23 protein-coding genes and 1 tRNA gene are annotated in these 22,044 nt (G+C 64.0%); 11 read left to right on the forward strand and 13 right to left on the reverse strand.

What is annotated here, in order from left to right; all coding sequences use genetic code 11:
• Positions 1-47: 47 nt before the first annotated feature.
• The 4 genes from W911_RS08740 to W911_RS08755 all read left to right on the forward strand — a co-directional run bounded on the left by W911_RS08740 (position 48) and on the right by W911_RS08755 (position 4,847).
• A complete protein-coding gene (locus tag W911_RS08740) occupies positions 48-458 on the forward strand; it encodes a DUF4332 domain-containing protein (protein ID WP_023787181.1) in 411 nt (136 codons plus the stop codon).
• 311 nt (positions 459-769) lie between these two features.
• Positions 770-1,201 carry a hypothetical protein gene (locus tag W911_RS08745; RefSeq protein ID WP_023787182.1) on the forward strand — a complete coding sequence of 144 codons (432 nt, stop codon included), beginning with the start codon at positions 770-772 and terminating at the stop codon, positions 1,199-1,201.
• Between the two features lie 180 nt (positions 1,202-1,381).
• Positions 1,382-3,580, forward strand: a complete 2,199-nt coding sequence (locus W911_RS17340; protein ID WP_081717687.1) for a dynamin family protein — start codon at positions 1,382-1,384, stop codon at positions 3,578-3,580.
• The gene (locus W911_RS08755) at positions 3,573-4,847 is read left to right on the forward strand and encodes a P-loop NTPase family protein (RefSeq protein ID WP_023787184.1); all 1,275 of its coding nucleotides are present in this window, start codon (positions 3,573-3,575) and stop codon (positions 4,845-4,847) included. The genes W911_RS17340 and W911_RS08755 overlap by 8 nt, the downstream gene beginning before the upstream one ends.
• A 45-nt stretch (positions 4,848-4,892) precedes the next feature.
• Here W911_RS08755 and W911_RS08760 read toward each other — a convergent pair.
• The 3 genes from W911_RS08760 to mnmA all read right to left on the reverse strand — a co-directional run bounded on the left by W911_RS08760 (position 4,893) and on the right by mnmA (position 7,006).
• A tRNA-Met gene (locus W911_RS08760) sits at positions 4,893-4,969 on the reverse strand.
• Between the two features lie 70 nt (positions 4,970-5,039).
• Entirely contained in the window at positions 5,040-5,780 is a 741-nt protein-coding gene (locus W911_RS08765) for a class I SAM-dependent methyltransferase (protein ID WP_023787185.1), read from the reverse strand.
• 68 nt (positions 5,781-5,848) lie between these two features.
• Positions 5,849-7,006, reverse strand: a complete 1,158-nt coding sequence (gene mnmA, locus W911_RS08770; protein ID WP_023787186.1) for a tRNA 2-thiouridine(34) synthase MnmA — start codon at positions 7,004-7,006, stop codon at positions 5,849-5,851.
• 278 nt (positions 7,007-7,284) lie between these two features.
• Here mnmA and sciP point away from each other — a divergent pair, with 278 nt between their 5' ends.
• Positions 7,285-7,563 (forward strand): CtrA inhibitor SciP, encoded by a 279-nt coding sequence (gene sciP, locus W911_RS08775; protein WP_023787187.1) that lies wholly within the window; start codon positions 7,285-7,287, stop codon positions 7,561-7,563.
• Between the two features lie 138 nt (positions 7,564-7,701).
• Here the strand turns inward: sciP and W911_RS08780 are convergent, their stop codons facing one another.
• Together W911_RS08780 and W911_RS08785 are read right to left on the reverse strand one after the other, a co-directional pair.
• Positions 7,702-8,139 (reverse strand): hypothetical protein, encoded by a 438-nt coding sequence (locus tag W911_RS08780; RefSeq protein WP_144083568.1) that lies wholly within the window; start codon positions 8,137-8,139, stop codon positions 7,702-7,704.
• A 394-nt stretch (positions 8,140-8,533) separates the two neighbouring features.
• The gene (locus tag W911_RS08785) at positions 8,534-8,914 is read right to left on the reverse strand and encodes a hypothetical protein (protein WP_041318152.1); all 381 of its coding nucleotides are present in this window, start codon (positions 8,912-8,914) and stop codon (positions 8,534-8,536) included.
• 601 nt (positions 8,915-9,515) lie between these two features.
• On the opposite strand from W911_RS08785, the gene ctrA reads away from it, so the two are divergent.
• A complete protein-coding gene (gene ctrA, locus W911_RS08790) occupies positions 9,516-10,211 on the forward strand; it encodes a response regulator transcription factor CtrA (RefSeq protein ID WP_023787190.1) in 696 nt (231 codons plus the stop codon).
• Between the two features lie 74 nt (positions 10,212-10,285).
• Here the strand turns inward: ctrA and W911_RS18360 are convergent, their stop codons facing one another.
• Positions 10,286-10,447, reverse strand: a complete 162-nt coding sequence (locus tag W911_RS18360) for a hypothetical protein (protein WP_023787191.1) — start codon at positions 10,445-10,447, stop codon at positions 10,286-10,288.
• A gap of 304 nt (positions 10,448-10,751) precedes the next feature.
• Here W911_RS18360 and W911_RS17345 point away from each other — a divergent pair, with 304 nt between their 5' ends.
• On the forward strand, positions 10,752-12,374 hold the full coding sequence (locus tag W911_RS17345; protein ID WP_081717688.1) for a S8 family serine peptidase: 1,623 nt from the start codon (positions 10,752-10,754) through the stop codon (positions 12,372-12,374).
• A 42-nt stretch (positions 12,375-12,416) separates the two neighbouring features.
• On the opposite strand, the gene W911_RS08800 is transcribed toward W911_RS17345, so the two are convergent.
• Together W911_RS08800 and W911_RS08805 are read right to left on the reverse strand one after the other, a co-directional pair.
• Positions 12,417-13,262, reverse strand: coding sequence for an anti-sigma factor (locus tag W911_RS08800; RefSeq protein WP_023787193.1), 846 nt, complete (start codon positions 13,260-13,262; stop codon positions 12,417-12,419).
• A 1-nt stretch (position 13,263) separates the two neighbouring features.
• A complete protein-coding gene (locus tag W911_RS08805; protein WP_023787194.1) occupies positions 13,264-13,806 on the reverse strand; it encodes an RNA polymerase sigma factor in 543 nt (180 codons plus the stop codon).
• Between the two features lie 245 nt (positions 13,807-14,051).
• Between W911_RS08805 and W911_RS08810 the strand changes: the two genes are divergently transcribed.
• Entirely contained in the window at positions 14,052-14,708 is a 657-nt protein-coding gene (locus W911_RS08810) for an MBL fold metallo-hydrolase (protein WP_023787195.1), read from the forward strand.
• A gap of 27 nt (positions 14,709-14,735) precedes the next feature.
• Here W911_RS08810 and W911_RS08815 read toward each other — a convergent pair whose 3' ends face one another.
• Both W911_RS08815 and W911_RS08820 read right to left on the reverse strand, forming a co-directional pair.
• A complete protein-coding gene (locus W911_RS08815; protein WP_023787196.1) occupies positions 14,736-15,119 on the reverse strand; it encodes a hypothetical protein in 384 nt (127 codons plus the stop codon).
• 58 nt (positions 15,120-15,177) lie between these two features.
• The gene (locus W911_RS08820) at positions 15,178-15,666 is read right to left on the reverse strand and encodes a hypothetical protein (RefSeq protein ID WP_023787197.1); all 489 of its coding nucleotides are present in this window, start codon (positions 15,664-15,666) and stop codon (positions 15,178-15,180) included.
• A gap of 536 nt (positions 15,667-16,202) precedes the next feature.
• Between W911_RS08820 and W911_RS17350 the strand changes: the two genes are divergently transcribed.
• Entirely contained in the window at positions 16,203-16,718 is a 516-nt protein-coding gene (locus tag W911_RS17350; RefSeq protein ID WP_023787198.1) for a DUF3617 domain-containing protein, read from the forward strand.
• 127 nt (positions 16,719-16,845) lie between these two features.
• Here the strand turns inward: W911_RS17350 and W911_RS08830 are convergent, their stop codons facing one another.
• Positions 16,846-17,154 (reverse strand): hypothetical protein, encoded by a 309-nt coding sequence (locus W911_RS08830; protein WP_023787199.1) that lies wholly within the window; start codon positions 17,152-17,154, stop codon positions 16,846-16,848.
• Between the two features lie 143 nt (positions 17,155-17,297).
• Between W911_RS08830 and W911_RS08835 the strand changes: the two genes are divergently transcribed.
• Complete coding sequence (locus W911_RS08835; RefSeq protein WP_244438479.1) at positions 17,298-17,903, forward strand: VOC family protein; 606 nt, start codon at positions 17,298-17,300, stop codon at positions 17,901-17,903.
• A gap of 90 nt (positions 17,904-17,993) precedes the next feature.
• Here W911_RS08835 and W911_RS08840 read toward each other — a convergent pair whose 3' ends face one another.
• Entirely contained in the window at positions 17,994-19,400 is a 1,407-nt protein-coding gene (locus tag W911_RS08840) for a phenylacetate--CoA ligase family protein (protein ID WP_041318164.1), read from the reverse strand.
• Positions 19,401-19,857: 457 nt separating this feature from the next.
• Entirely contained in the window at positions 19,858-20,436 is a 579-nt protein-coding gene (locus tag W911_RS08845) for a type 1 glutamine amidotransferase domain-containing protein (RefSeq protein WP_023787202.1), read from the reverse strand.
• 144 nt (positions 20,437-20,580) lie between these two features.
• On the opposite strand from W911_RS08845, the gene W911_RS08850 reads away from it, so the two are divergent.
• Entirely contained in the window at positions 20,581-22,026 is a 1,446-nt protein-coding gene (locus W911_RS08850; RefSeq protein ID WP_023787203.1) for a methyl-accepting chemotaxis protein, read from the forward strand.
• The last annotated feature ends 18 nt before the right edge of the window (positions 22,027-22,044 follow it).

Consider the following 22,044-nt stretch of genomic DNA (forward strand, 5'->3'; position numbering starts at 1 on the left):
GCCGCATGGCTGCATGGACTTAAGTCGTCATTGAAGGGGGTGTGCTCATGTCCAATCGCGCGATCGAGGATCTGGAGGGTATCGGGAAGGTCATCGGCGGCAAGCTGCGTGCTGCGAAAGTGAAGGATACGGCGGGCCTGCTTGCCGCTGCGAAGACGCCGCGGAAGCGGAAGTCGCTCTCCGAAAAATCCGGCCTTTCCGAAAAGCGTATCCTCAAGTTCGCGAATATGGCGGATCTCTATCGTATCGAGGGGATCGGCTCAGAATTCTCCGAGTTGCTCGAAAAGGCCGGTGTCGACACCGTGCCGGAGCTTGCGCAGCGCAATGCCGCGCAGCTCGCGCGGAAGCTCGCATCCGTCAACCGTGTGGCCAAGCTCACGCGCCGCGTGCCGAGCGAAAAGGACGTGAGCAAGTGGATCAGGCAGGCGAAGACGCTTCCCCGGATGCTCGAATACTAGAGCGTTTCCGATCCGATGGAATCGGATCGAACGCTCTATCTCTTTGATGAGACCGATGGTTCACGCTTCAGGCTGATAGGGTCCGAAGCGATCATAGTCTAGGTTTTCCGGGCTTGCCGGAGGGCGGGGCATGCCCGCCCTCGAAGACCCGTGAGCTTTGCGCACTTGTCGCAGCCGGAGCGCCGAACTCCGACACAATCTCGTGCTCGTCTAGGCCCAAGCCGATGCGTTCGGCAGGTAGGTTGTGCGGCCGGATGACTGTGGGTTTGCCTCGGGACTGTGGCCGCACGCGAGTGGTGGGGTGATCTCACGTGGTACGCGGCAACGAACCCGAATTCGAAGAAATCAAGAAGCTTTTGCGCAGGCTGGATGCGATCGGCGGCGAGCAGGCCTCCGCGGGGGCTTCGCGGCGGATCGAGGTGTGGCCACCGTCCCTCCCGTCCGCTGCCCTGACGCACGTGCATGCGGCAGAGCGCGATGTTCTGGCGCCATTGCCGGCGCTCCGGCGCAAACCGGAACGGTCGCGTCCGGCAATTTACGCCATCGGTACGACGGCTGCCGTTATTTCGACAGTTGCGGCGTCTATCATGCTGGTGTGGCTGGCGGCGCCTGCCCGGCCGGTGAGCGGTCCGCTACCGTCGGCGCTGGAACTGCCGAATGCGCTTGACGATACGCCGGTTGAGACGGTCGATGTGGTCCGCCATGCGGCGTGGCGTCAAAGCGGCGCCGGCGGGGTCCGGTAGCCGGGGGCGGCAATCGGCGCTCATTCGCAGGTTTCGGAGAGGGGCTGGCGCGGGGCAGATCGACGTGCCGCGCGCGAGCCTCATTGGACGTTCACTAAGGGGAGCCGTTGGGCGTCGGGGCGGGTTCGAGTTTGGGGCTCCTGAGGGCAGGGAAGCGGTGGGGTAGGAGGCACGGGACGCTTGCAAGCGAGCAGGTCGGACGAAAGCGTTGCCTCGGGTCGGATCGGGGCCCGCCTGGAAGAGCTGCGTCAACAGCTTCTCAGCTGTGGTCACGTGCTCGCCGGGCTGGCGGAGCCTTCGCAGCGCTCCCTCGTGACGGACGCTCTTGCCCATCTCGGCCAGCTCGAATGCCGCGTGGCGGTCGTGGGGCAGATCAAGTCCGGCAAGAGTTCGGCGATCAACGCGTTGGCGCGCAGCCCGCATCTTCTGCCCACTCGCATCACGCCCTGGACAACGGCGGTCACGAACCTCCACTTCGCGCAGACGCCGCCCGGCGGGTATGGGGCGGTGTTTTCCTTCTTCGAGCATGCCGAGTGGGATCAGCTTGCGGAGGGGGGCGGGCGCGTTCGCGAGCTGACGGAGCAACTCGTGCCGGGGTTCGCGCCGGAGCATCTTCTTGAGCAAGCGGCCCTTCTTCGCCAGCGTGCCTCCGAGAGGCTCGGTCCCGAGTTCGAGCTTCTGCTCGGGCAGGCGCATTTCTTCGAAGCACTCGCACCGGGCATGATGGAAGATTACGTCTGTGCCGGCGATTTCACCGGGCCGCAGCGGATCGGGAAATACTCCGACATCACGAAATCTGCGGACGTCTATCTCGACCAAGGCCCGTTTGCGTTTCCCTCGACGGTCGTGGACACGCCGGGGACCAACGATCCGTTTCTCATTCGTGACGAGATCACGCGCCGCAGCCTGGAATCTGCGGATGTGTATGTCGTCGTGCTGACCGCATGCCAGCCGCTGTCGGAGACGGATGTCAGCCTGCTTCGCATCATGCGCGGGCTCTACAAGGACCGCATCGTCGTGCTGGTCAATCGGATCGACGATCTCGCGGATCTCGACGTGGAGCTTCCCAAGATCGCGGGCTATGTGGAGCAGCGGTTGCTCGCGGAGTTTCCCGGCTCGCACATTCCCGTGGTGTACGGCAGCGCGTGGTGGGCCAATCAGGCATATGTATTCGAGCCCGACGCGGCGGCCCGCATCCTGACGCGCCGCTCGGCCGGTTATCTCCTGCGGGCGGGTCTGCTTCAGCCGAACGAGCTTCATGCCGGTAGCCTCGCGTCAGGCGATTTCTGCGACCGTGTGCGTCAATCGCTGCTTGCGATGTCGGGCATTCCGGCGCTGGGCCAGGCCATCGAGACGCTCATGGCGGCGGCGCGGCCCACCTACGTCCAGCGCAAGATCGCCCATTCGTTTGCCGAGATGGCGCGCGCGTGCGAGAGCGCGGCACGGAGCGAATTGCAGATCCTCCTCGCTGCGGAGGCAAGCTCCCTCGATGCCAAATCCTCGGCGGAGGACACCTTTTCGATCTACACGCGCGAGCACGATCTGCTCGCGGGCGTGGCGGCGGATATCGAGCAGTCGGCGGCCGGAATCGAAGCCCAGCTCGCACGGATCATCCAGGAAGAGCAGGACGCGCTTCGCGGCATGTTGCAGTCCTCGATCGCGCTTCACGCGGCGCGCGAACGCGACGTGCTGGTGGATACGCTTTCGCGGGGCCGCTGCCCGCGCGTGTGGACGCACGAAGGCGTCGCTCTGAGGCGCGCACTCGCGCGCGTTTTCAAGGAAGGGTTCGAGAAGGCGGCGTGGCGGCTTACGTCGTTTCACGCACGCGTGGTGCCCGAACTGCACAAGCTGATGCGCACTCTCGTGCCGCAACCCGATCTCGAAGCGACCCACAGCGGGGAAGCGCTCGTCATTCCGACGCCCGCAGTGACGCCGATCAGCCGCCTCCTGGTGCTGGACCTCAAGACGGCAGGTTGGAGCGCGCTGTGGAGTCGCCATCCGTCGGCGGAAAGCTCGGGCGAGAAGATCGAGGCGCTCATTCGCGCCGAATTCGCGCCGATCGCGGAGGAACTGGTGCAACTCGCGGGACGCGTCTTCCACGATTTCAGCACGACGACGATCCAATGGTCGCTTGCCGCCTGCCGCAACATCCAGCTTGCGCTCACGCGCCGGCTGGAACTCGTGCTCGCCGAGCACGATGCGGCGCGCAGAAGTGCTGCGCCTTCCGGAGCGCCCCCGCCAGCGGAAGATTTTACCGAGCGTATCCGCGCGCAGGCGCAGCGGCTCGAAGACACCGAGGCGTTGACGCAGCACGTCGAATACCTCGCGCGCTATTTCGATACGATCCTCAAGATCGAGGCGTCGGAGCCCAATGGGTAATGCGCCCGCCCAGTTGATCCGGCGCTTGCAGGACGCCCGAACGCGCCTTGCCGCCACGAAGATCGAGGATCCCGCGCTTGCCATTTGCGTTGCGGGGATGGCGCGTCTCGAAGAGGTGCTTGCGCGCCCGCTTCGCGTGGTCATTCTCGGAGAATACAACTCGGGCAAGACGTCGGTTGCGGATCTTCTGATCGGCAACGGTTTGCTGCCGACGAGTGTGGTTTCGAATACGAAACTGCCCGTGCTGATCACGTATGCGAAAACGCCGGCGCTGCACGGCGTCGATGTTCGCGGCGCGTTGGTCCGCATCGACAGCCGGGGCGCCGATGCGCCGATGGACGCGTCCTATGAGGCGTTGCAGGTCGCGTTGCCCTTGGAGCGGCTTCAGGGCTTCCAGATTCTCGATACGCCCTCAATGGTGAAGCCCGATACGTTCGTCCGGGACGCGGACATCGTGATCTGGTGCACGGTTGCGACGCGGGCGTGGACGGAGAGCGAGCGCGCCACGTGGAGTGCCTTGCCGAAGCGCTGCCGGCGCAACGCGATGCTCGTCGTCACGCACAAGAACGCGCTCAACGGCGAGGAGGAAGCTCGCCACGTCACGGAGAGGTTGCGCGAGGTCACGCAGGGTCTCTTCCGCGATGTCCTTCTGATCGACGCTGCGGGCGAGGCGGGTGCGGCCTCGCCGATGGACGGCGGCGGGGACGATCTCTCCGCTCGTCTCCGGCGTTGCGGAGAAGGCATCGGAGAGCGGCGCGCGCAGAAAGCCGAAAAAATCGTGCGCCGGCTCGCCCGGCTCGCATTTCACGATTTCGCGCGGCGCGATGTGCGCTCCGACGCCGCGCCGCTGCTTGCGAGCTGGGAATCGGGTGCGGCTCGGCTGCTCGACGATCTCCGTCAGCGGCGGAAGCCGGTGCCGGAAGTGATCGAGGATCTGCTTGCGGGCTTCGGGGTGTTCGCCGAGCAACTGCGGCCGGGCGTGGTGACGGGCGGTGCCGTTTCCGGGACGTCCGAGACCTCGCGCGCAGTCGCGGCGCCCCTGCGCTGGCCGCAGCGCCATGCCGCTGCCGTCGGGCTCATCGCGATGCTGGTGTCGGACCTGACGGGGATCCTGCGGATGCTCGCGGCTCCGTCCTCCGGTCACGACGAACGCCGGGTTGCGCGCGCGATCCTGCTTGGGCTCGCGGATCTCGACGGTGCGTTCGATGCGCTGGGACGGCTGATGGGACCAGCGACGGCGACGCCGACGTGCTCCGCCGCCGGATAGCCTCCGGTATGCGCGGCAACCGATGTCTGTTTGAAGAGGGGGATTTGGTAGCGGGAGGCGGACTCGAACCGCCGACCTAAGGATTATGAGACCTTCGCTCTAACCACCTGAGCTATCCCGCCGGAGACCCGTGTCTATAGGAATCGGTTGAGGCGCCGTCAAGCGCCTCCTTCGCTCGCGTGGATCTAAGGGCTATTCTGCCGCGATCGGACGCTCGTCCTCGCTCGCGCGCTTGCGGAAGCGCATCATCGTGAAGATGCCCCACGGGCGCAGCGCCTTGCGCTCCGTGACGGTGAGATCGTCGCAGCCCATGACGCGGGACTGGTCGAAGACCGGACGCCAGCCGATGATTTCGGCAAAGGGCGCCATGCGCCGCTCGACCCAGCCGCGGACGCCTTCCGTCTGGCTGAAATGATTGACGATGATGACCTCGCCGCCCGGCTTGGCGACGCGGGCAAGCTCGTGCATCACGAGTTCGGGCTCGGGCACGACCGTCATCACGTACATGGCGGTGACGACATCGAAGGAATTGTCCGGGAACTGGAGGTCGCCTGCGTCCATCTCGTGGAGGCCGGTGACGTTGTCGAGCCTTTCGGCCGTCACGCGCTCGCGCGCCTTGTCGAGCATCTCGGGCGAGAGATCGATGCCGACGATTTCGAGATGGCGGCCATAGTCGCCGAGTGCGAGGCCGGTGCCAACGCCGACTTCCAGAACGCGACCGCTGTCGAGCGACGCGTTGATCACCTCGGCGGCATGCTTGCGCCCTTCATTCGACACACGGCCAAAGGTGTGGTCGTAGATCGGCGCCCAGCGACGGTAGGTGGCTTTGAGGACATCTTCTTCGATACGCCCAATGCCGGTGATCCGGCCATCCTGGCGCTCAAGATCCTCCACACGCAAGCGGGGCTTCATCTGGGGCTTCGTCTCCTGCATGCGCCTTGCCTCCCACCGAAGTCTTTTTACCTGTCAGGTCGGCGCAACGTCCCTGAAGGCCGCCTTCCTCAGGCAGACGATTCCAGCCAGTCCATTGTATCGGCCTTCACGGCCTTCGCAATCCATCCGCCGCCCAATACACGGGCTTCGTCCGCGCCGTCCGCGTAAAGGACGCACGCCTGACCGGCGGCCGCCCCCAATTCTCCATAGCGCAGTGTCACCGTAACGGTTCCGGCGGTGTCGACCGAGACGGTTGCCGGCTGCGGCGCCTGCGACGAACGGATGCGGGCATAAACCTCCGCGCCGTCCTCAAGCGCGCCGTCACCCAGCCAGTTCACGTTTCTAAGAACAAGGGTGTGTGTTTGCAAGAAGGCACGTGGCCCCACCACCACCTCGTTCTTCGTGGCATCGAGCCGCAGCACGTAGAGCGGCTCGGGCGAGGGGATGCCGAGCCCGCGGCGCTGGCCGATGGTGTAGTTCACGATTCCCGCGTGCTCGCCGAGCTTGCGCCCGTCCGCATGAACGATGTCGCCGGGCGTGAGCGCGCCGGGCTTCAGCCGCTCGATCACATCGCTGTAGCGGCCCTTCGGGACGAAGCAGATGTCCTGGCTGTCGGATTTTTCCGCGACGAGGAGGCCGAGGTCGTGGGCGATGTCGCGGACCTCGCTTTTGCGCATGCCGCCGAGCGGGAACCACAGGTCGGCAAGCTGCTCGCGCGTGGTGGCGAACAGAAAATAGCTCTGGTCGCGGTCGGCGTCGCGGGCGCGGAACAGCGCCGGTCCGTCGGCGCCTTCGCCGCGCTGGATGTAATGACCTGTCGCGAGGAGATCGGCGCCGAGTTCGCGGGCCGTCTCCAGGAGATCCTTGAACTTGATCTGCTGATTGCAGGTGACGCAGGGGATCGGCGTTTCGCCCGCGACGTAGCTTTCGGCGAACGACTGCATGACGGCGTCCGAGAAGCGCTTCTCGTAGTCGAGAACGTAATGGGGAATGCCGAGCATCTGCGCGACGCGGCGGGCGTCCTCGACATCCTGGCCGGCACAGCAGGAGCCCTTGCGGCCGACCGCTTCCCCGTGATCGTACAACTGGAGCGTAATGCCGATCACATCATGTCCGGAGCGGGCGAGGAGGGCGGCGACGACGGAAGAATCCACGCCGCCGGACATGGCGACGACCACGCGCTTGCGGCCGTCTCCGGCCGGAGTCTTGAGGATAGGCGATGACACGTTGGCGTCTCGTTCCAGCGGAAGCGGTTCAGCGGGCCGGGCCCGGCGCGGGGGGGCCTCGCGGCCCCTCAGGTTCAAACCCGCATGATAGGGGGCGGTTGCCCGGATGCGCAAGGCGGAGCGGCGGCTCTCGCCAGCGGGAGTTCGGCCCGTCAACCATAATGGGCTCTGGTGGGTGATTTTGGACAGTATTTTATGCTACGTTTACTCAATGGTTTAGGCCATGTTTAAGAGAAATCGGTTAGCTTGCGGGCTGGTCAGTAGCAGTATCGAGTATCATGACCGAACATCAGATGAGAGCGCGTGTGCGCTACGTCATCGGCCCCGATGGGAGCCCGTTGACGGTTGCAGATCTCCCGCCCCGGGACACGAAGCGTTGGGTCATCCGCCGTAAGGCGGAGGTCGTCGCGGCTGTGCGTGGCGGACTTATCAGCATCGAGGAGGCCTGTGAGCGCTACAAGCTCACGGTGGACGAATTCCTGTCCTGGCAGCGCTCGATCGACAAGCATGGGCTTCCCGGTCTCCGGGCGACCCGCATTCAGGACTACCGGGGCTAAAATCCCGGAACCGGACGTGAGGCGCGGAGCCGGGCGATGAAAGTCGCCCGTCCGACCGTGCCCTTCGCGGCCGGAAGATGCGCCTTTGCGCCGATCTTTGCGATCCGTGCAGGGCTCCAATACGTGCTCAGCCCCGTTTTACGGGGCTTTGCTTTTTTTGCTGTTTTTCGATGCGTTGGCGGCGTCCGGTGCCGGGTCCGCCGCCCAGCCGGCGGTGACGGGGCCTTCTCCGCATCCATCCACGCCCGTGGCCCAGCGGTCGACGTCGTCCTTGAGGCGAACCGCCAAGTGTTCCGGCAGCCTCCTGTTCTCCACCTCCACCTTGGTCGAGCCTTCTCCCGGGCCGATTGCGATCAGATAAGCCCTAAGCGCGCGCGGGTCGCTTGCCTCGTGGTCGCGGGTCATGATCCGGATTTGCGCTTTTCCCCCTTTCGAGGCGGGGTCTGCCTGCGCGTGATAGATGTAGGCGGCTTTCAGCGGGCCGTCAGCGCCGAACCAGCACGTTAAAACCCCGCGGGCGAGGCGGGTGTAGACCTCGGTCGGGCTCCCGACGACCCGATTGCTCGGGATCATCATGGCCTGAAGGCCGCTTGGCTCGGGTCTGGTTTCGTCGGCTGCGATCTCTTCGGGCTTCGGCAATGCCGGCAGGCTGAGGCCGGAGCCAGCGCATCCGGCCAACGCGGCCCCAAGAAGCAGGGCTGTTCCGGCCTGGAATGGCAGCTTCCGACGCATCGTTTCCGTCCACGTGCCTCAGAACCCACCTCAACGGTGCAGTTCGTGGCGGTTCACGCGAGGGCGGATCCGGTCTTGCGGGCCCTCAGCCTTCGTCCGATTGCATGGGAAAGGGGCGAAGACAAGTCGGGTGCGGCGCGAGACATGTGGACCGGGCGGTTGCGCGAAGGCGGAACGGCCTGGCGTCTCCATTGGAGCATGGAGACGCTGTTTCCGCCCAGGGCGTGAAAAGGGTGAGCTAACGCAGAGCCAGTCCGGCGCCCCGTTCATGGCGGCGACGGATGCGGCCGATTTCGCGCGGCTGCTCGGTGCTTGCGCGTGCGAGCTGCTGCTTTGCGTCGTCGAGATCGGCCTGCGTCGCTTCCAGCTTGGTGCGCAGCTCTCCGATGGACGCGCGGAGGTTGTCGCGGCGCTGGGCGGCGGATTTTGCGAATGTCGAGTAAGCGAAATGCTTCGGGTCCTTAACACCGGAGCGGTCTTCCTCGGCCTGAATCTGGCGATCCAGGTCGGAGGCGATGTTCTCGAACTCGCGGATCATCAATTCGAGATCGCTGACCTTGCGGGCTCGCTCCTCCATCTCGAAGCGCTTCAGCTTGAGCGCCGTTTCGCGTGCCTTCATCATCGTTACCCCTAACTCGATACTCTGGGTGCCCCAATCAAGAAGCGTGCCACGTGCTCCATGCCGCCGTCTCGCCCGCCCGAAATCCCCATTTCCGGCCCTTTTTCGACGGGCCGAGGGCTTTCTCCCAGGCGCGGTTCGCGTGCTCTCTTGTTTACCTTCCCATATTGACATTAAGTTGCGGTAAAGCAACGCTGTAACGGATTTGGTTAAGTATTTACCTCTGGAGACCGTTGTAATTGTTTTCGGGCCCTAGGGCTAGCGGGCGAATTCTGTTACCTCTTGATTCGTACCGTTCAGGATGGGGAACGGCAGGGGCGTGCCGTCCTGAGTGGGGGCTTCAGGCGAGTTAAATGGCCGACAGTTCAGGATTTCTTTCGCGCGCGGGCGTTTTCCGGCGGCGATGTCGTTTTGTCTCGGGCGGGTCGAAACGGTGAGTTGGTCGGATTGAGCGTTTCGTAATGGAAATTAGGATTTGTTAACCTGTGATGGTTACTTTTGTCATGACGGTTCGGGCTGGGTTGTTCCAGCCGCAGTAGCGTTCTCTTCACGTTTTGGGCGGCGCGCCTTGTGATGGGGCAAGGAAAAAAGGGAATGAGCAATGCGGGTCCTTCTGATCGAGGACGATAGCGCAACTGCGCAAAGCATCGAATTGATGCTCCAGTCTGAAGGCTTTAACTGTTACACGACCGATCTCGGCGAAGAGGGCGTGGATCTCGGGAAGCTCTACGACTACGACATCATTCTTCTGGATCTCAATTTGCCGGACATGAGCGGCTATGAGGTTCTCAAGATGCTGCGTGTCGCCAAGGTGGCCACGCCGATCCTGATCCTCTCCGGTCTTGCTCAGATCGAGGACAAGGTGCGCGGTCTCGGCTTCGGTGCCGACGACTACATGACGAAGCCCTTCCATAAGGACGAACTCGTCGCGCGCATTCATGCGATCGTGCGCCGCTCGAAGGGCCATGCGCAGTCGGTTATCGAAACCGGCAATCTGCGCGTGAACCTCGACACCAAGACGGTGGAGGTCAACGGCCAGCGCGTGCATCTCACGGGCAAGGAATACCAGATGCTTGAGCTGCTCAGCCTGCGCAAGGGCACGACGCTCACCAAGGAGATGTTCCTCAATCATCTCTATGGCGGCATGGACGAGCCGGAACTCAAGATCATCGACGTCTTCATCTGCAAGCTCCGGAAGAAGCTGCAGATGGCGACCGGCGGGCAGCACTACATCGAAACGGTGTGGGGCCGCGGATACGTGCTGCGCAATCCGGACGACGAGCACATCGCTGCTTGAGGCGCGCCAATCAATTCCGGGGGAACTTCAAGCAAGGCGTTCGTTTCGAGCGCCTTGTTTGCGTTCCGGCGGGCTCAGTTCTGGCAGAAGCGCCATGAGGCGACCCAGTGGTCGCCGGGGATGCTCGTGGCGGCTTTCGGCATCGCGGCTTGCAGGCCAAGGGCGGCCAAAACGCGATCGAACTTCTTGTGTCCGTTTTCGGCGGGCAACGCGTCCGTTTTCACGCGAATGTTCATAAGTCGACACTCCCTCTTTCTAGAAGAAGCGTAGCAATACGGTCTTAAAATCTGTCTTTGCGCAAAAGCGCGTGTCGCGATATTCGCCTGCTTTGCGCGTCTTCTCTCAGGTACGGTTGATTGCGGGTTAATCGAGGTCGCGGCCTTTCCTCGGTCTTGCTTTTCCCGCGGCTGTGACGGTCGTCTTTGCATCAGGCGTTTTGCCTTTTTTCGGCCGACAGATTCACGCAATCTCTCCACAGGGGGTATCAGCCGGGATGTTTGAACGACCTTTCATTCAGCGATTGCCGGGCGGGCCACTTTGATGGCCCGGCGCGGACCGTCGCCGGGCGCTATGGGGCGGCTGTTCGGGACCTCGGGCGCGGTCGGCGCGGCCATGGCCGCTTTCCTTGTCGTTCCGGAGGTCGCGGTGGCTGACGGGCGCGTGCGTTGGCTCGAAGATTTTCAGCGGCAGGCGTCTCAGCTCCAGACGTCCCAGTTCCAGACGTCCCAGTTCCAGATTGGCGCGCACCCGCTTAGCGGCCGTGCCACGGAGGCTGTGAGCGCCGCGCACGTTGCGGCGTCCGCCGACGGGCATGCAGTGAAGACGTTCGAGCTTCCGCTCGCGGGGCGGGAGCGCCAGGCCGAGGCTGCGGCCGATCCGTTCGCAAAGGCGGATGGCGCAGAGCTGTTCGTGACGGATCTTTCTCTGGCCGATCTCGAAATCGCGAAGCTTCGCGGGTTCGTTGCAAGCGCGCCGACCGTGATTCGGCCCGGCCAGGAGGTTACGCGCCTGCGGCTGCCAGGTGCATCGCGCGATGTCGCCGCGACCGCGTTGCGGACGATCCTGCCGTCCGTCTCTGCGATGCCGAACGAGATCTACACTATCGTCCCGGAGCCAGCGGACGAGACAAGCGCGGACGCGCGGACGGTGATCGAGCGGAATCGCATGGGTCCGGCCGTGCCGGGGCCATGTCCTGCGGAGGCATGCTTCGGTCCCGACCTCATCGCGTGGCGTGCCGCGCTCGGCACGTGCGCGCGGGACGTTCGCGTCGGGATCATCGATACGTCGTTCGATCTTACGCATCCCGCGCTCCGGCACATCACGTCCGAGCAGGGCGTATTCCTCGGCGGGCAGGCCCCGTCGCCGTCGGATTGGCACGGGACGGCGGTACTCTCGGTGCTTGCCGGCGACCCGTCGAGCGGAACGCCGGGGCTGTTGCCGGAGGCGACGTTCCTGCTTGCGGCTGCGTTTCTCAGCGATGCGGACGGCAATGCGTCGACGGATACGGTTCGGGTTCTCGCCGCGCTCGCATGGCTGGATGCGGAAGGCGTCGACATCGTCAACATGAGTTTCTCGGGGCCGGAGGACGCAGCGGTCGCGCAGGCGATTTCGGCCATGCGGAAGAAGGGCGTTCTGTTCGTTGCGGCGGCGGGAAACATGGGGCCTGCCGCGGCACCGAGCTATCCGGCTGCCTACCCCGACGTGATCGCCGTGACGGCTGTGAACCGCGACGGCGAGGGCTATCGGCACGCCAATCGCGGCGACTACATCGATGTGTCGGCTCCCGGCGTCGATATTCTGCTTGCGCTGCCCGGCGCGCAGCAGGGTGCGCGAAGCGGGACGTCGTTTTCGGCACCGTTCGTGACCGCAATCGCGGCGGCCCGCGCCGGGGGGCGTCTGCCATACAACGCGGCGGTGGAGGGGGCGGGTGTCGCGCTGCTCGGCGATCTCGCCGTGCGCGATCTGGGACCGCCGGGGCGCGATCCCATCTATGGCGCGGGGCTCGCGCTCGCGCCCGATGCCTGCCGCCCTCAGGGTGGAGAGGCCATTGCCGGCGTGCCACCGGCATCATCGTTGCCGATGCTCGATGCCCGCGTGCTCGAAGCCGGGACGAGGGCGCCGCTGACGGTGATCCGTGCAGGTGCGGCCGGCGGTTCGAATTGACGACCCGATCCGCTCGGCTCGATGCTCAACTGGGCTCGATGCTCAACTGGAGGCGGGCCGCCATCCGTTTTCGAGCAGTGCCTTTTCTTCGTCGCGTCCAAGCGCGTGACCTGAGATCAACGTATCGGCCACGGCATCCACGGCGGGCGCATTCGGGCCCGTCGCGGTCTGGTAAGTGTTGCCGGTTTCGGTTTGAGCGGTTGCCGCCTTGGGTGTCTCCACATGGACGGCGACGCGCCACACGCCATCGTCTGCGCGGCATGCGAGGCCCGCGTAATCGGGCTCGCCCGCCGCCGTGTTCCGCACGCGATATTCGCGGCAGATGCCGTCGCTGTCGGCCTGGTGGAAGGACATCACGGGGACGATGGCCGCGCCATTTGCGTCGGCGGCCGATGCGGTTCCGCTCGGCGTGCTTTCGAGTGCGCGCGCGAGTGCGCCGCTGGCCGTGAGGCCGGAGCCGTGGGTCTCGATCAGTCCGGCTTCTTCCGATGGGGCGGACTGGTTGGCGAGCCAGCCACCGAGAGCGCCGGCCGTCACCAGGACGGCGACGCTCGCGGCGGTGGCGAGCGAGGCGCCGTGGGGGAAGAGCGTCGATCCGATTGCGGTGAGGGCGCGATTGAGCCAGTTTTCACTCGTAGACGCGACCGGCGTTCGATCGCGGGCCGGTGCGGGCGCTCGCAAAATGGCGGCCACGAGATGCTCCGGCACCTGTTCGTCGAGTGTCGGCTCATACGTGCTGGCGATTTCGCGGCGCGTGACGACGAAAGGCGCGAGCCTCATGCGCAACGTCGCGTCGCGGTTCAGCAGCGCTTCGAGGGCTTCCGTTTCCTCGGCGGAGAGTTCGCCGTCGGCATAGGCCATCAGAATTTCGTCCGTGACTTGCCCCATATCAGCGCTCCCGGGATGCGGCACGCGCGGCGACGGGTTCGGCGGCCCGCTGCGGCGCCTCGATGAGCGAGGCGTAAAGTGTCTGGCGTGCGCGCGATAAGCGGCTCATGACGGTTCCGATCGGAATGCCGAGGATGCCGGCGGCTTCCTTGTAGGAAATGCCTTCGACACAGACCATCGCAACCAGAACCTTCTGCTCGGCGGGAAGACGCGCGATGCCTTCCGTGACGGCCGCCAGCGTGAGGCGGCTCTCGGTTACGTTGCGGCCGTCCTGGCCCATCAGATTTTCGACTTCGTCCAGTGTGTTCTCGCCGCCGTGGCTTTTGCGGCTGCGGTGATGATCGACCCAGATGTTCTGCGCGATACGATACATCCAACTATCGAGGCTCGTTCCAGGCTTCCATTGGTCCAGGTGCGCGAGCGCGCGCTCGCACGTGTCCTGTACGAGATCGTCTGCCTTGTCTTTATTGCCGGTCAAGGCGAATGCAAATCTTCGCAGACGCGGCAATAGCTCGATCATCCGCGAACGGATTTCATCCACCACGGTCCCCTCTCCGCGACTGTTGGATACAACGAAGTGCGCCCAACCTTATTCCTGACGGAGGTGTTTTTGGGGCACGTGTGGCTTTCCGGCTCTCGGAGCGGGCGTTTTCCCGGGAATCCGGTCCGCACGGGGTTCCGCGGGCTTGCCATGGGCAGCGGGCAGCCCGCCCGGTCTCGCCCGGTCTGGCCGGGCGGGCCAAAACCTTTTAAACGGATGCGAAATCGAACCGTATAGGTAGCGCGCGCATGACCACACCTCCGCCCGAAAACAAAGGCTTCAAGGCGGCCATCGTCGTCGTCACTCCGTTCCAGCAGAATTCCACGCTTCTGTGGGACAGCGAAAGCATGGTGGGGGCGGTCGTCGATCCCGGCGGCGACTTGGACCGGATCGAGGAGGCGATCCGCGAGGTCGGGGTCAAGGTGGAGAAGATCATCCTGACGCACGGGCATATCGATCACGCGGGCGGCGCGGACGATTTGCGCAAGATCCTCGGTGTGCCGGTCGAGGGACCGCATCCGGCAGACCGTTTCCTGCTCGACAATCTCGCGAAGCAGGGCGAGGCCTATGGCTTTCCCGCAAAGCCCGTGACGCCGGATCGGTGGCTGGACGAGGGGGAGACGGTCACCGTCGGCGGGCACAGCTTCGATGTGCTGCATTGTCCAGGGCATTCGCCGGGGTCGGTGGTTCTGGTGAACCACGCGCAACGCATCATCCTGATGGGAGATGTGCTGTTTCAGGGTTCCATCGGCCGTACGGATTTCCCCTACGGCGACCACGAGGCGCTGATCGGCGCGATCAAGACCAAGCTGCTGCCGCTCGATGACGACTACGCGTTCATTCCGGGACACGGGCCGGTCAGCTCGATCGGAGCCGAGCGGCGGTCGAACCCGTTTCTGATCTAAAGCTGCGCGTGACGGACGAGGGGCGCGTCAGCGTCCGCGTCCGAGGTGCAGATCGAGGCAACCGAAGATGCCGCATTCCTGGGCCAGAGTGCCCATCCCCAACGGGGTGCCGTCGAGGTTTTCGTGCAAATCGACGGTCTCGACGCGCAGCGTCTCCGAGCAGCTTGTCCGGCAGGCGATCCATGTGCCGTTCGGCTTTCTTACCTCATAGCCGACGCGTGTTCCCCGCACGGGGCCCGAGACCGTGCCGTTTCCGAAGCGGCTTCTCGCTACGGCGATATCGGCTTCGGGCCGCGGTTCGAGCCAACGCCAGCCGCCCGCTTCCGCCTCGAAGCTCGAAACGACGGCAACCGGAGCGGCTCCGGCGATCAAGGCGAGCGCCAACACAGCGCGTGTGATGAAGCGTGTCATCGTCTGTTCGTCTCCTTGCCGCGCGAGGCCGCGATTGCCGCGCTCAGGCGTTTATCGTTCAGCCGCTTTTTGCAAACTGCATGTTGACGCCGGTAAAGCCCGGGCCGCCCGTCGAGATGTTTACGGTCTGGCGGGAGCCCGAGAGCGACACGGCCATGGATCCCGAAATGGCTCCGCTGAACGACAGGTTGAAGCCGTTTCCGGATGCGCGCCCGTTGACGCTGCCGGTCTGATTGAACTCGCGCTCTTCCCACGAACCGTTGATCTGGTTGCCAGAACTCGTGAGGTTCGCGCGCATGTGAATCTTGAAGTTTGCGGAGTTCGAGCAATTGATCGCCATGCCGAGCGCTGCGCCGCCAGAGCGGGCCGTGTAATAGCCGCGGCACCTGATACGCTGGGTCGTGCCGTTCTCCAGACGGACGCTGCCCGACCCCGTCCATGCGCCATGGAGCGCGTTGAAGGTGCCGGAGCTGCTCGCGGCCGGTGCCGCGCCCGCAGCGAGTGCGAGGGCTGCAGCGGAAAGAACGGCGAAACGGGTACGTGTCACGTTAGAGCCTCTCCAATCTGATGTCCGGCCTATTCGCGCCAGTATGGTCCCGTCTTCCCAAAACACTCTTATCATCGGCGCTAAAATTAACGGTGGTAGCCAAGCCACACCGTCGCTTGTGTCTCAGGATGGGATTCGAGCGCGACTGGTTCTATCGAACCGAAATCACGCTCTAACTTTTTGATTAGACCGATGATTCACGCTTCGAACTGATAGGGTCCGAAGCGATCATGGTCTAGCGAGCGATGTCGTGCTTACCGCAAGCCGCGGACGGGACGCAACCGATCCGTTCACCCCCGCATCTCTATCTGTTTGGAAACGTTGTTTTTTATGATCGGTTCCGCGCGCATTTCCCGGCCGGCTCTCCGTGGGGACCTTCCGGCGTGCGCGGATGCGGACTTCTGACGGCGGATATGCAAGCTGTTCCCGCGTTCGGAGGACAAGATCCAAAGTCTTTGCTTGCACGGGCCCGCGGCGCGGTTATGTTCGGCAAAAGAAACACTATAACGTTGTAATTCGACCGGGAGGATTTGGTCATGCGGTTCGGCGCAGTTGGCTTCGCGCTTGCGGGGTTTGCCGGTGTTTGCGTTCTTGGCGGCGTGGCGTTCGCCGAGGCGGTGAGCCTGCCCGAGCGCAAGGCGGGGTTGTGGGAACTCACCACGACGATGGACGAGGGCCAGGGGCCCGTCGACCGGACGCTCACCATGTGCGTCGATGCCGAGATGGAACGCAACACGGTGATCGCGAGCCTGATCGAGCACAAGCAGGCGTGCACGAAATACAACATCGCCCGCGAAGGCGATAAGACCGTGGTCGACATGGCGTGCAAGTTCGATACGCGCAATGTCGAGGGGCGGACGGAAATGAGCGGCGACTTCCAGAGCGCGCTTCTGGTGAAGATCGAGAGCACGACGTCTGGCGACCATCGCGGCCAGTCGGTCGCCGTCAAGCGCACCATCACGCAGACTGGAAAGTATCTCGGCGAGAGCTGCGGAGAACTCACGGGCGGGGAAGCCATGAGTTCCGACGGCACGCGGGTGATGGTTCAGTAACGCCGGTTTCATTCGTAAAACGTAGTTCTTTAGAATGACAGCCGCGGTGGCCACCGCGGCTGTCTTCGTTGGGGGCGTATATCGTCGCGCCGCTTCGAGCGACGCTCGTTGCATTCAGGATTTTCGATCAACAGCCGCGGCGGACGACGCAGCGATACTGGCTGCGCGAGCCCCAACCGAAGCGGCGGGCGCAATCGCGGCGGACGTGTGCGCAACGGCTATGGATGCGCGGGCGATGCATGTGGCGATGCCGGAAATGGCGGTGACGCCAGTGGCGTCCCCTGCGATGCACATCCTGCTTCACGGAGCTTTCGGTCGCGTGAGATTGGACTGCTTTTCCGGCGCCGCCGGGAAGGGCGGCGGCTGTTGCGATCTGGGGAGACAGGGCTGCACCGACCGCGACGGCGGCGGCGATGGCAAGAGCTTTGAAGCGCATTGTTCACTCCTCGACACATCGTTGGGTTCGGCGTGCGTTCCGTGGATGTGGGCCACGGGTGTGACGAGACAAGCATCTGGAGGCTGAACACCGGATGAACTTCGCGCGCCAAATTTTCTGTTGCAGTGCGGCAATCACACGCCATGTCGCCGCGTGTCGAAAATCTTCCTCTTCGCTGTCGGGATTGGCGGGGGCTGTGCGTTCCTGGGATATGTAGCGTGCACGCCACCGCCAGACCGGGATCGACGACCGCAGGAGATTGTTCCGTCATGCCGATGTTTCAAAAAATCACGCCCTACTTTTGGTTCGACGACAACGCCGAAGAGGCGGCGAATTTTTACGTTTCTTTGTTCGACGATGCGCGCATCACGAGCGTGAGCCGCTATGGGAAAGGCGCGCCGTTGCCGGAAGGCACGGCGCTGGTGGTCGGCTTCGAACTTTTCGGGCAACAGTTCGCGGCCCTTAACGGCGGGCCGACATTCAAGCTCAGCGAGGCCGCATCGCTGTTCGTCGGATGCGACACGCAGGCCGAGATCGACCGGCTTTGGAGCGCGTTGAGCGAAGATGGAACGGCGCAGCCGTGCGGCTGGGTGAAAGATCGTTTTGGTCTTTCCTGGCAGATCAATTGGTCCGGCGTGCCGGATGTGATGGCGCGAGGGACGGCGGCGCAGCAGGCGGGCATGATGAGCGCCATGATGCAAATGCAGAAGGTGGATCTCGCAGCCTTGGAACGCGCGGTCAAAATCTGAGCGATCGATCGCGTTTCAGATCGCCGTCGGTTTGCGCGTATTGCCGGGCGATCCTCGACGCGGCCGCCGCCGGCCTGCTCGTTCGGGCCCTCAGGAGTTGACCATGGTCGCGTACTCGTTCTTGACGCGCATGATCTTTCCGGACGGGCCGCGCGGCAGTTCGGTCAGGATCTCGACATCGAAGTCGAACGCGCCTGCCAAGCCTTCGGCCTGAGCGGAGTCCTGCACGAGCTGGCGGATGCGCGAGGCATCGACGGTGCGGCCGTTCTGCGGCACGGCGCGGATCAGGAAATTGCGCGGTCCGGTTTGCACGATCTGATGTTCGGCGAGATCGCGGACGTGATGCAGGCCGGTCAGGAAGACATAATACGGAAGCTCGCGCTTCTCGCCGCCGGTTTCGATCCAGAGCAGGTCCTTGCTGCGGCCGCTGATGCTCGCGATGTAGGGGAGCACGCTGCCGCAACCGCACGGCGCCGTTCCCATCGTCACGCGGTCGTCCACCTCGTAGCGGATTATCGGCTGGACGCGATTGTAAAGATTGGTGACGAGCACCTTGCTGCCTTCGGTGCCGGGCGGCACGGGACGATTGTTCTCATCGACGACTTCGAGGATGGCGAGATCGGCGTTGACGTGCGCGCCGCGCCCTGCCGTGCAGCCGGACGACAGCACCAGACATTCGCCCATCGCGTATTCGTCTCCGACGGATGCGCCGAAGACCTCTTCCAGCCAGTTGCCCTTATCGATGGAAAGCGGTTCGGCGACATTCGTGATCTGGGTCAGGCAGCCGAGTTCCTTGAGGCGCAGGCGCCCGGCTTCCTGCTCGCGGCCGAACGCTTCGAGTGCGCTCGCGTAGCCGGTGAGATAGTGCGGGCGGAAAGCCTCAAGCTTGCGATTGTTCTCCGCAATCGAGTTCGACACCGAGATCGGCATGAGCTTGAACACGGGGCGCAGGTAGCCCGGAAGATACGCAAAGGCGGCGGCGCTCGGGTAGAAGCCGGGCTTGATGGTGAGAACGGCCATGCGGGCCGGATTGAGGACGCGCCCGAGATGCGGAAGGAAGCGGCGCTTGAGCTTCGTGCCGCGCGCGAACTGGACCGCGAACACCAGCGCGAGCGCTTCGCGGTCCTGCACGATGAGTGCGGGTTGGCCCTGGCTTCCGGACGTGTGGCTGACGCCGTAGCGGCCGAGGTAATAGCGGCCGAGGTTTTTCGGATCGTCGACGAACGCGCCGAGGTCGGCCTTCTTCAGGCGCCGGTCGGTGACGAGATCGTCGTAGTTCTCCATCATCTCCGTCTTGGTCAGGGTCGGGAGATCGGTGACGGGGCAGCGCTCGATGTCGATCCTCGCGAAACGCCGTTGATAGTATGGCGAGTGCGTTACGGCATGGCGCAGCAGCGCGCGCAGACGTTCTTCCTGCTTGGCCTTGATCTGTTCGGCCGTATTCCAGAACGGATAGAGCTTCTGGAGCGTGAGAACGAAACCGATGGGGCCTGACATGCCGTAGGTCTCCGGCGTTTGCGCGTGCACGGGATTTCGCGAGGTTTTCGACGTGCGATCTTCTCCCATTCGGGCACGCGGCTCGCGTCCGTAGAGATACAGGAGGATTGATCCGAACCCAACTCAACTGCGCGCGAGCGGTGCCGGTTCCCTTGCGCGCATGGCGGCAAGCACCCGCCTTGCGGCGGGTGCTTTCAGGTCCGGTGGACGGTTGGGCATGGCCTCAGCGAGGCTGGGATAGGTCGTGATCGGTTTCGATTGAATCGGGATCACGCCCTATTTCTTTCGTGAGACCGATGATTCACGCTTCAGGCTGATAGGGCCTGAAGCGATCATGGTCTCTTGAGTTAGACCGATGATTCACGCTTCAGGCTGATAGGGCCTGAAGCGATCATGGTCTCTTGAGTTAGACCGATGATTCACGCTTCAGGCTGATAGGGCCTGAAGCGATCATGGTCTAGGCCGCAAGTTCCGCGCGGTCGTGCTTTCCTTCCTCGACCTCCTCGATGATCTTCGCGACGAAGGCGTCGAGGTCGTCGGGGTTGCGGCTCGTGACGATGCCCTGGTCGGTGACGACCGGCTCGTCGCGCCAATCGACGCCCGCGTTGATCAGGTCGGTCTTGATGGTCTTGTAGCCGGTCGCCTTGCGTCCGCGCACGGCATTGGCTTCGATCAGCAGCCAGGGCGCATGGCAGATCGCGGCCACGGGCTTGCCGGAACTGAGGAAGGATTTGATCAGGGCGAGCGCTTCCTCGTCGCCGCGCAGCAGATCGGGATTGATCTGGCCGCCTGGGAGAACGAGCGCGTCGTAGAAGGATTCCGAGGCATCCGGGAGATCGCGGTCGACCTTGACGGGCTTGCCCCAATCCTTGCCTTTCCAGCCTTTGATCGTCTCTTTGTCCTGACGCGATTTCGGCGCTACCACGTGCACCAACGCGCCTGCGTCTTTCAGCTTGTCGCGCGGGACTTCGAGTTCCGACTGCTCGAAGCCGTCGGTGGCGAGGATCAGAATTTTCGCTTTCGATATCTTGGGCATAGGGGTCTCCTTTCGAGCTCTCCGGGACACAGAGAAAACCAGTCGGCCCACAGGAGGGTTCCGGCGCTGGCGCCGGCAGGAGTTTGCCTAAAGTCGCAGGTCCGGCGATGTTCCGTAGTCGTTCGAATCGGCTATCTCCTTTGCATGATGCAGAATCGGACGATTTCGACCGCACGCAACGATGCCGAAGCAGGCGCGCATTCCCGGCTTGCGGATGATGCCGTTTCCGATGTGGTCGCGCGATTTGCGCAAGAGGCGACCGGCGTCGGGCACCAGATCATCGATGTCGCCTGCACCGTCAAGGAACTTGGAAACCGGGTCCAGGCCCAGAGCGCCGAGATGCAGGGCATCGGCGGGGAAATGCGGGCCCTCAGCGCCGAAAACGAGCGTATCGCCGAGGGCGCGCACGCCAGTCTCGACGTGGCGCAGCGCGCCAACGACGACATCTCTCAATCCGCAACGGCCGTGCGCGGCGCACTCGACACCATTCAGGCTCTTGTGCGGACCGTCTCCGAACAACGCGATCTTTTGCATGTGCTGCAGGAGGCGCTGGGAAAGGTCTCCCAAGTCGCCGCTGGGATCGAGATGATCACGCGGCAGACGGACCTGCTGGCGCTCAACGCAACGATCGAAGCTGCGCGCGCGGGCCAGGCCGGACGCGGATTCGCCGTTGTCGCCGCGGAGGTGAAGGCGCTGGCCGGTCAGACGGCGCAGGCGACGAAGGAGATCACGTCCACGGTCGGGGATCTCGCGAGTAAGGCAAACCTTCTGATCGAGAAGGGGAGCGAGAGCGCGGAGTTGGCGCAGTCCGTGGACGCGAGCGCTTCATCCATTTCCGGGACGATCGATTCCATCGAGAAGACCGTGGGTAATCTGCTTGGGCAGGCGTCCGATATTCAAGCGGCTGCGGCGGCCATCGATACGCGCAGCCAGTCGCTCCTTGCGGGTGTGGAGCGTGTGATCGAGGGGCTTCGGCTGTCTGCTGCCGACATCGGGCGTGTGGAAGGGCGTGTGGGCGAATTGCAGGTGTCAGGCGAGGTTCTGATCACGACCAGCGTCGAGTCCGGCGTAGAGACGGCGGATGCGCCCTTCGTTTTCGAGGTGATCGGGCGGGCCGCGACCGTTGCGCGGGCTCTCGAAGACGCGCTCGATCGAGGTCTGCTCAGGCCCGAGATGCTGTTCGACCGCGATTACAAGGCGATCGCCAATTCCAATCCCCAGCAGTTCACGACGGTCTATGCGGAGGCGTTCGATCGCATCGTGACGCCGATCATCGACGAGGCGCTGGCGTTCGACGCGCGCGTCGTGTTCTGCGCGCCGGTCGATGTGAACGGGTATCTGCCGACGCATAACAGCCAATTCTCGAAGCCCCAGGGTGCCGACCCTGTTTGGAACGCCGCCCATTGCCGCAACCGGCGCATGTTCAACGACCGCGTCGGGCTCGGGGCGGGCACAAACCGCAAGCGTTTTCTCGTGCAGACGTATATGCGCGACATGGGCAACACGTACGTGCCCATGGTCGACGTTTCCGCGCCCATCGTCGTGAAAGAGCGGCACTGGGGCGGGCTGCGTCTGGCCTACAGGTCGTAGGCGATCGGTCTCCTCACG

Source organism: Hyphomicrobium nitrativorans NL23 (assembly GCF_000503895.1).
Lineage (GTDB): Bacteria > Pseudomonadota > Alphaproteobacteria > Rhizobiales > Hyphomicrobiaceae > Hyphomicrobium_C > Hyphomicrobium_C nitrativorans.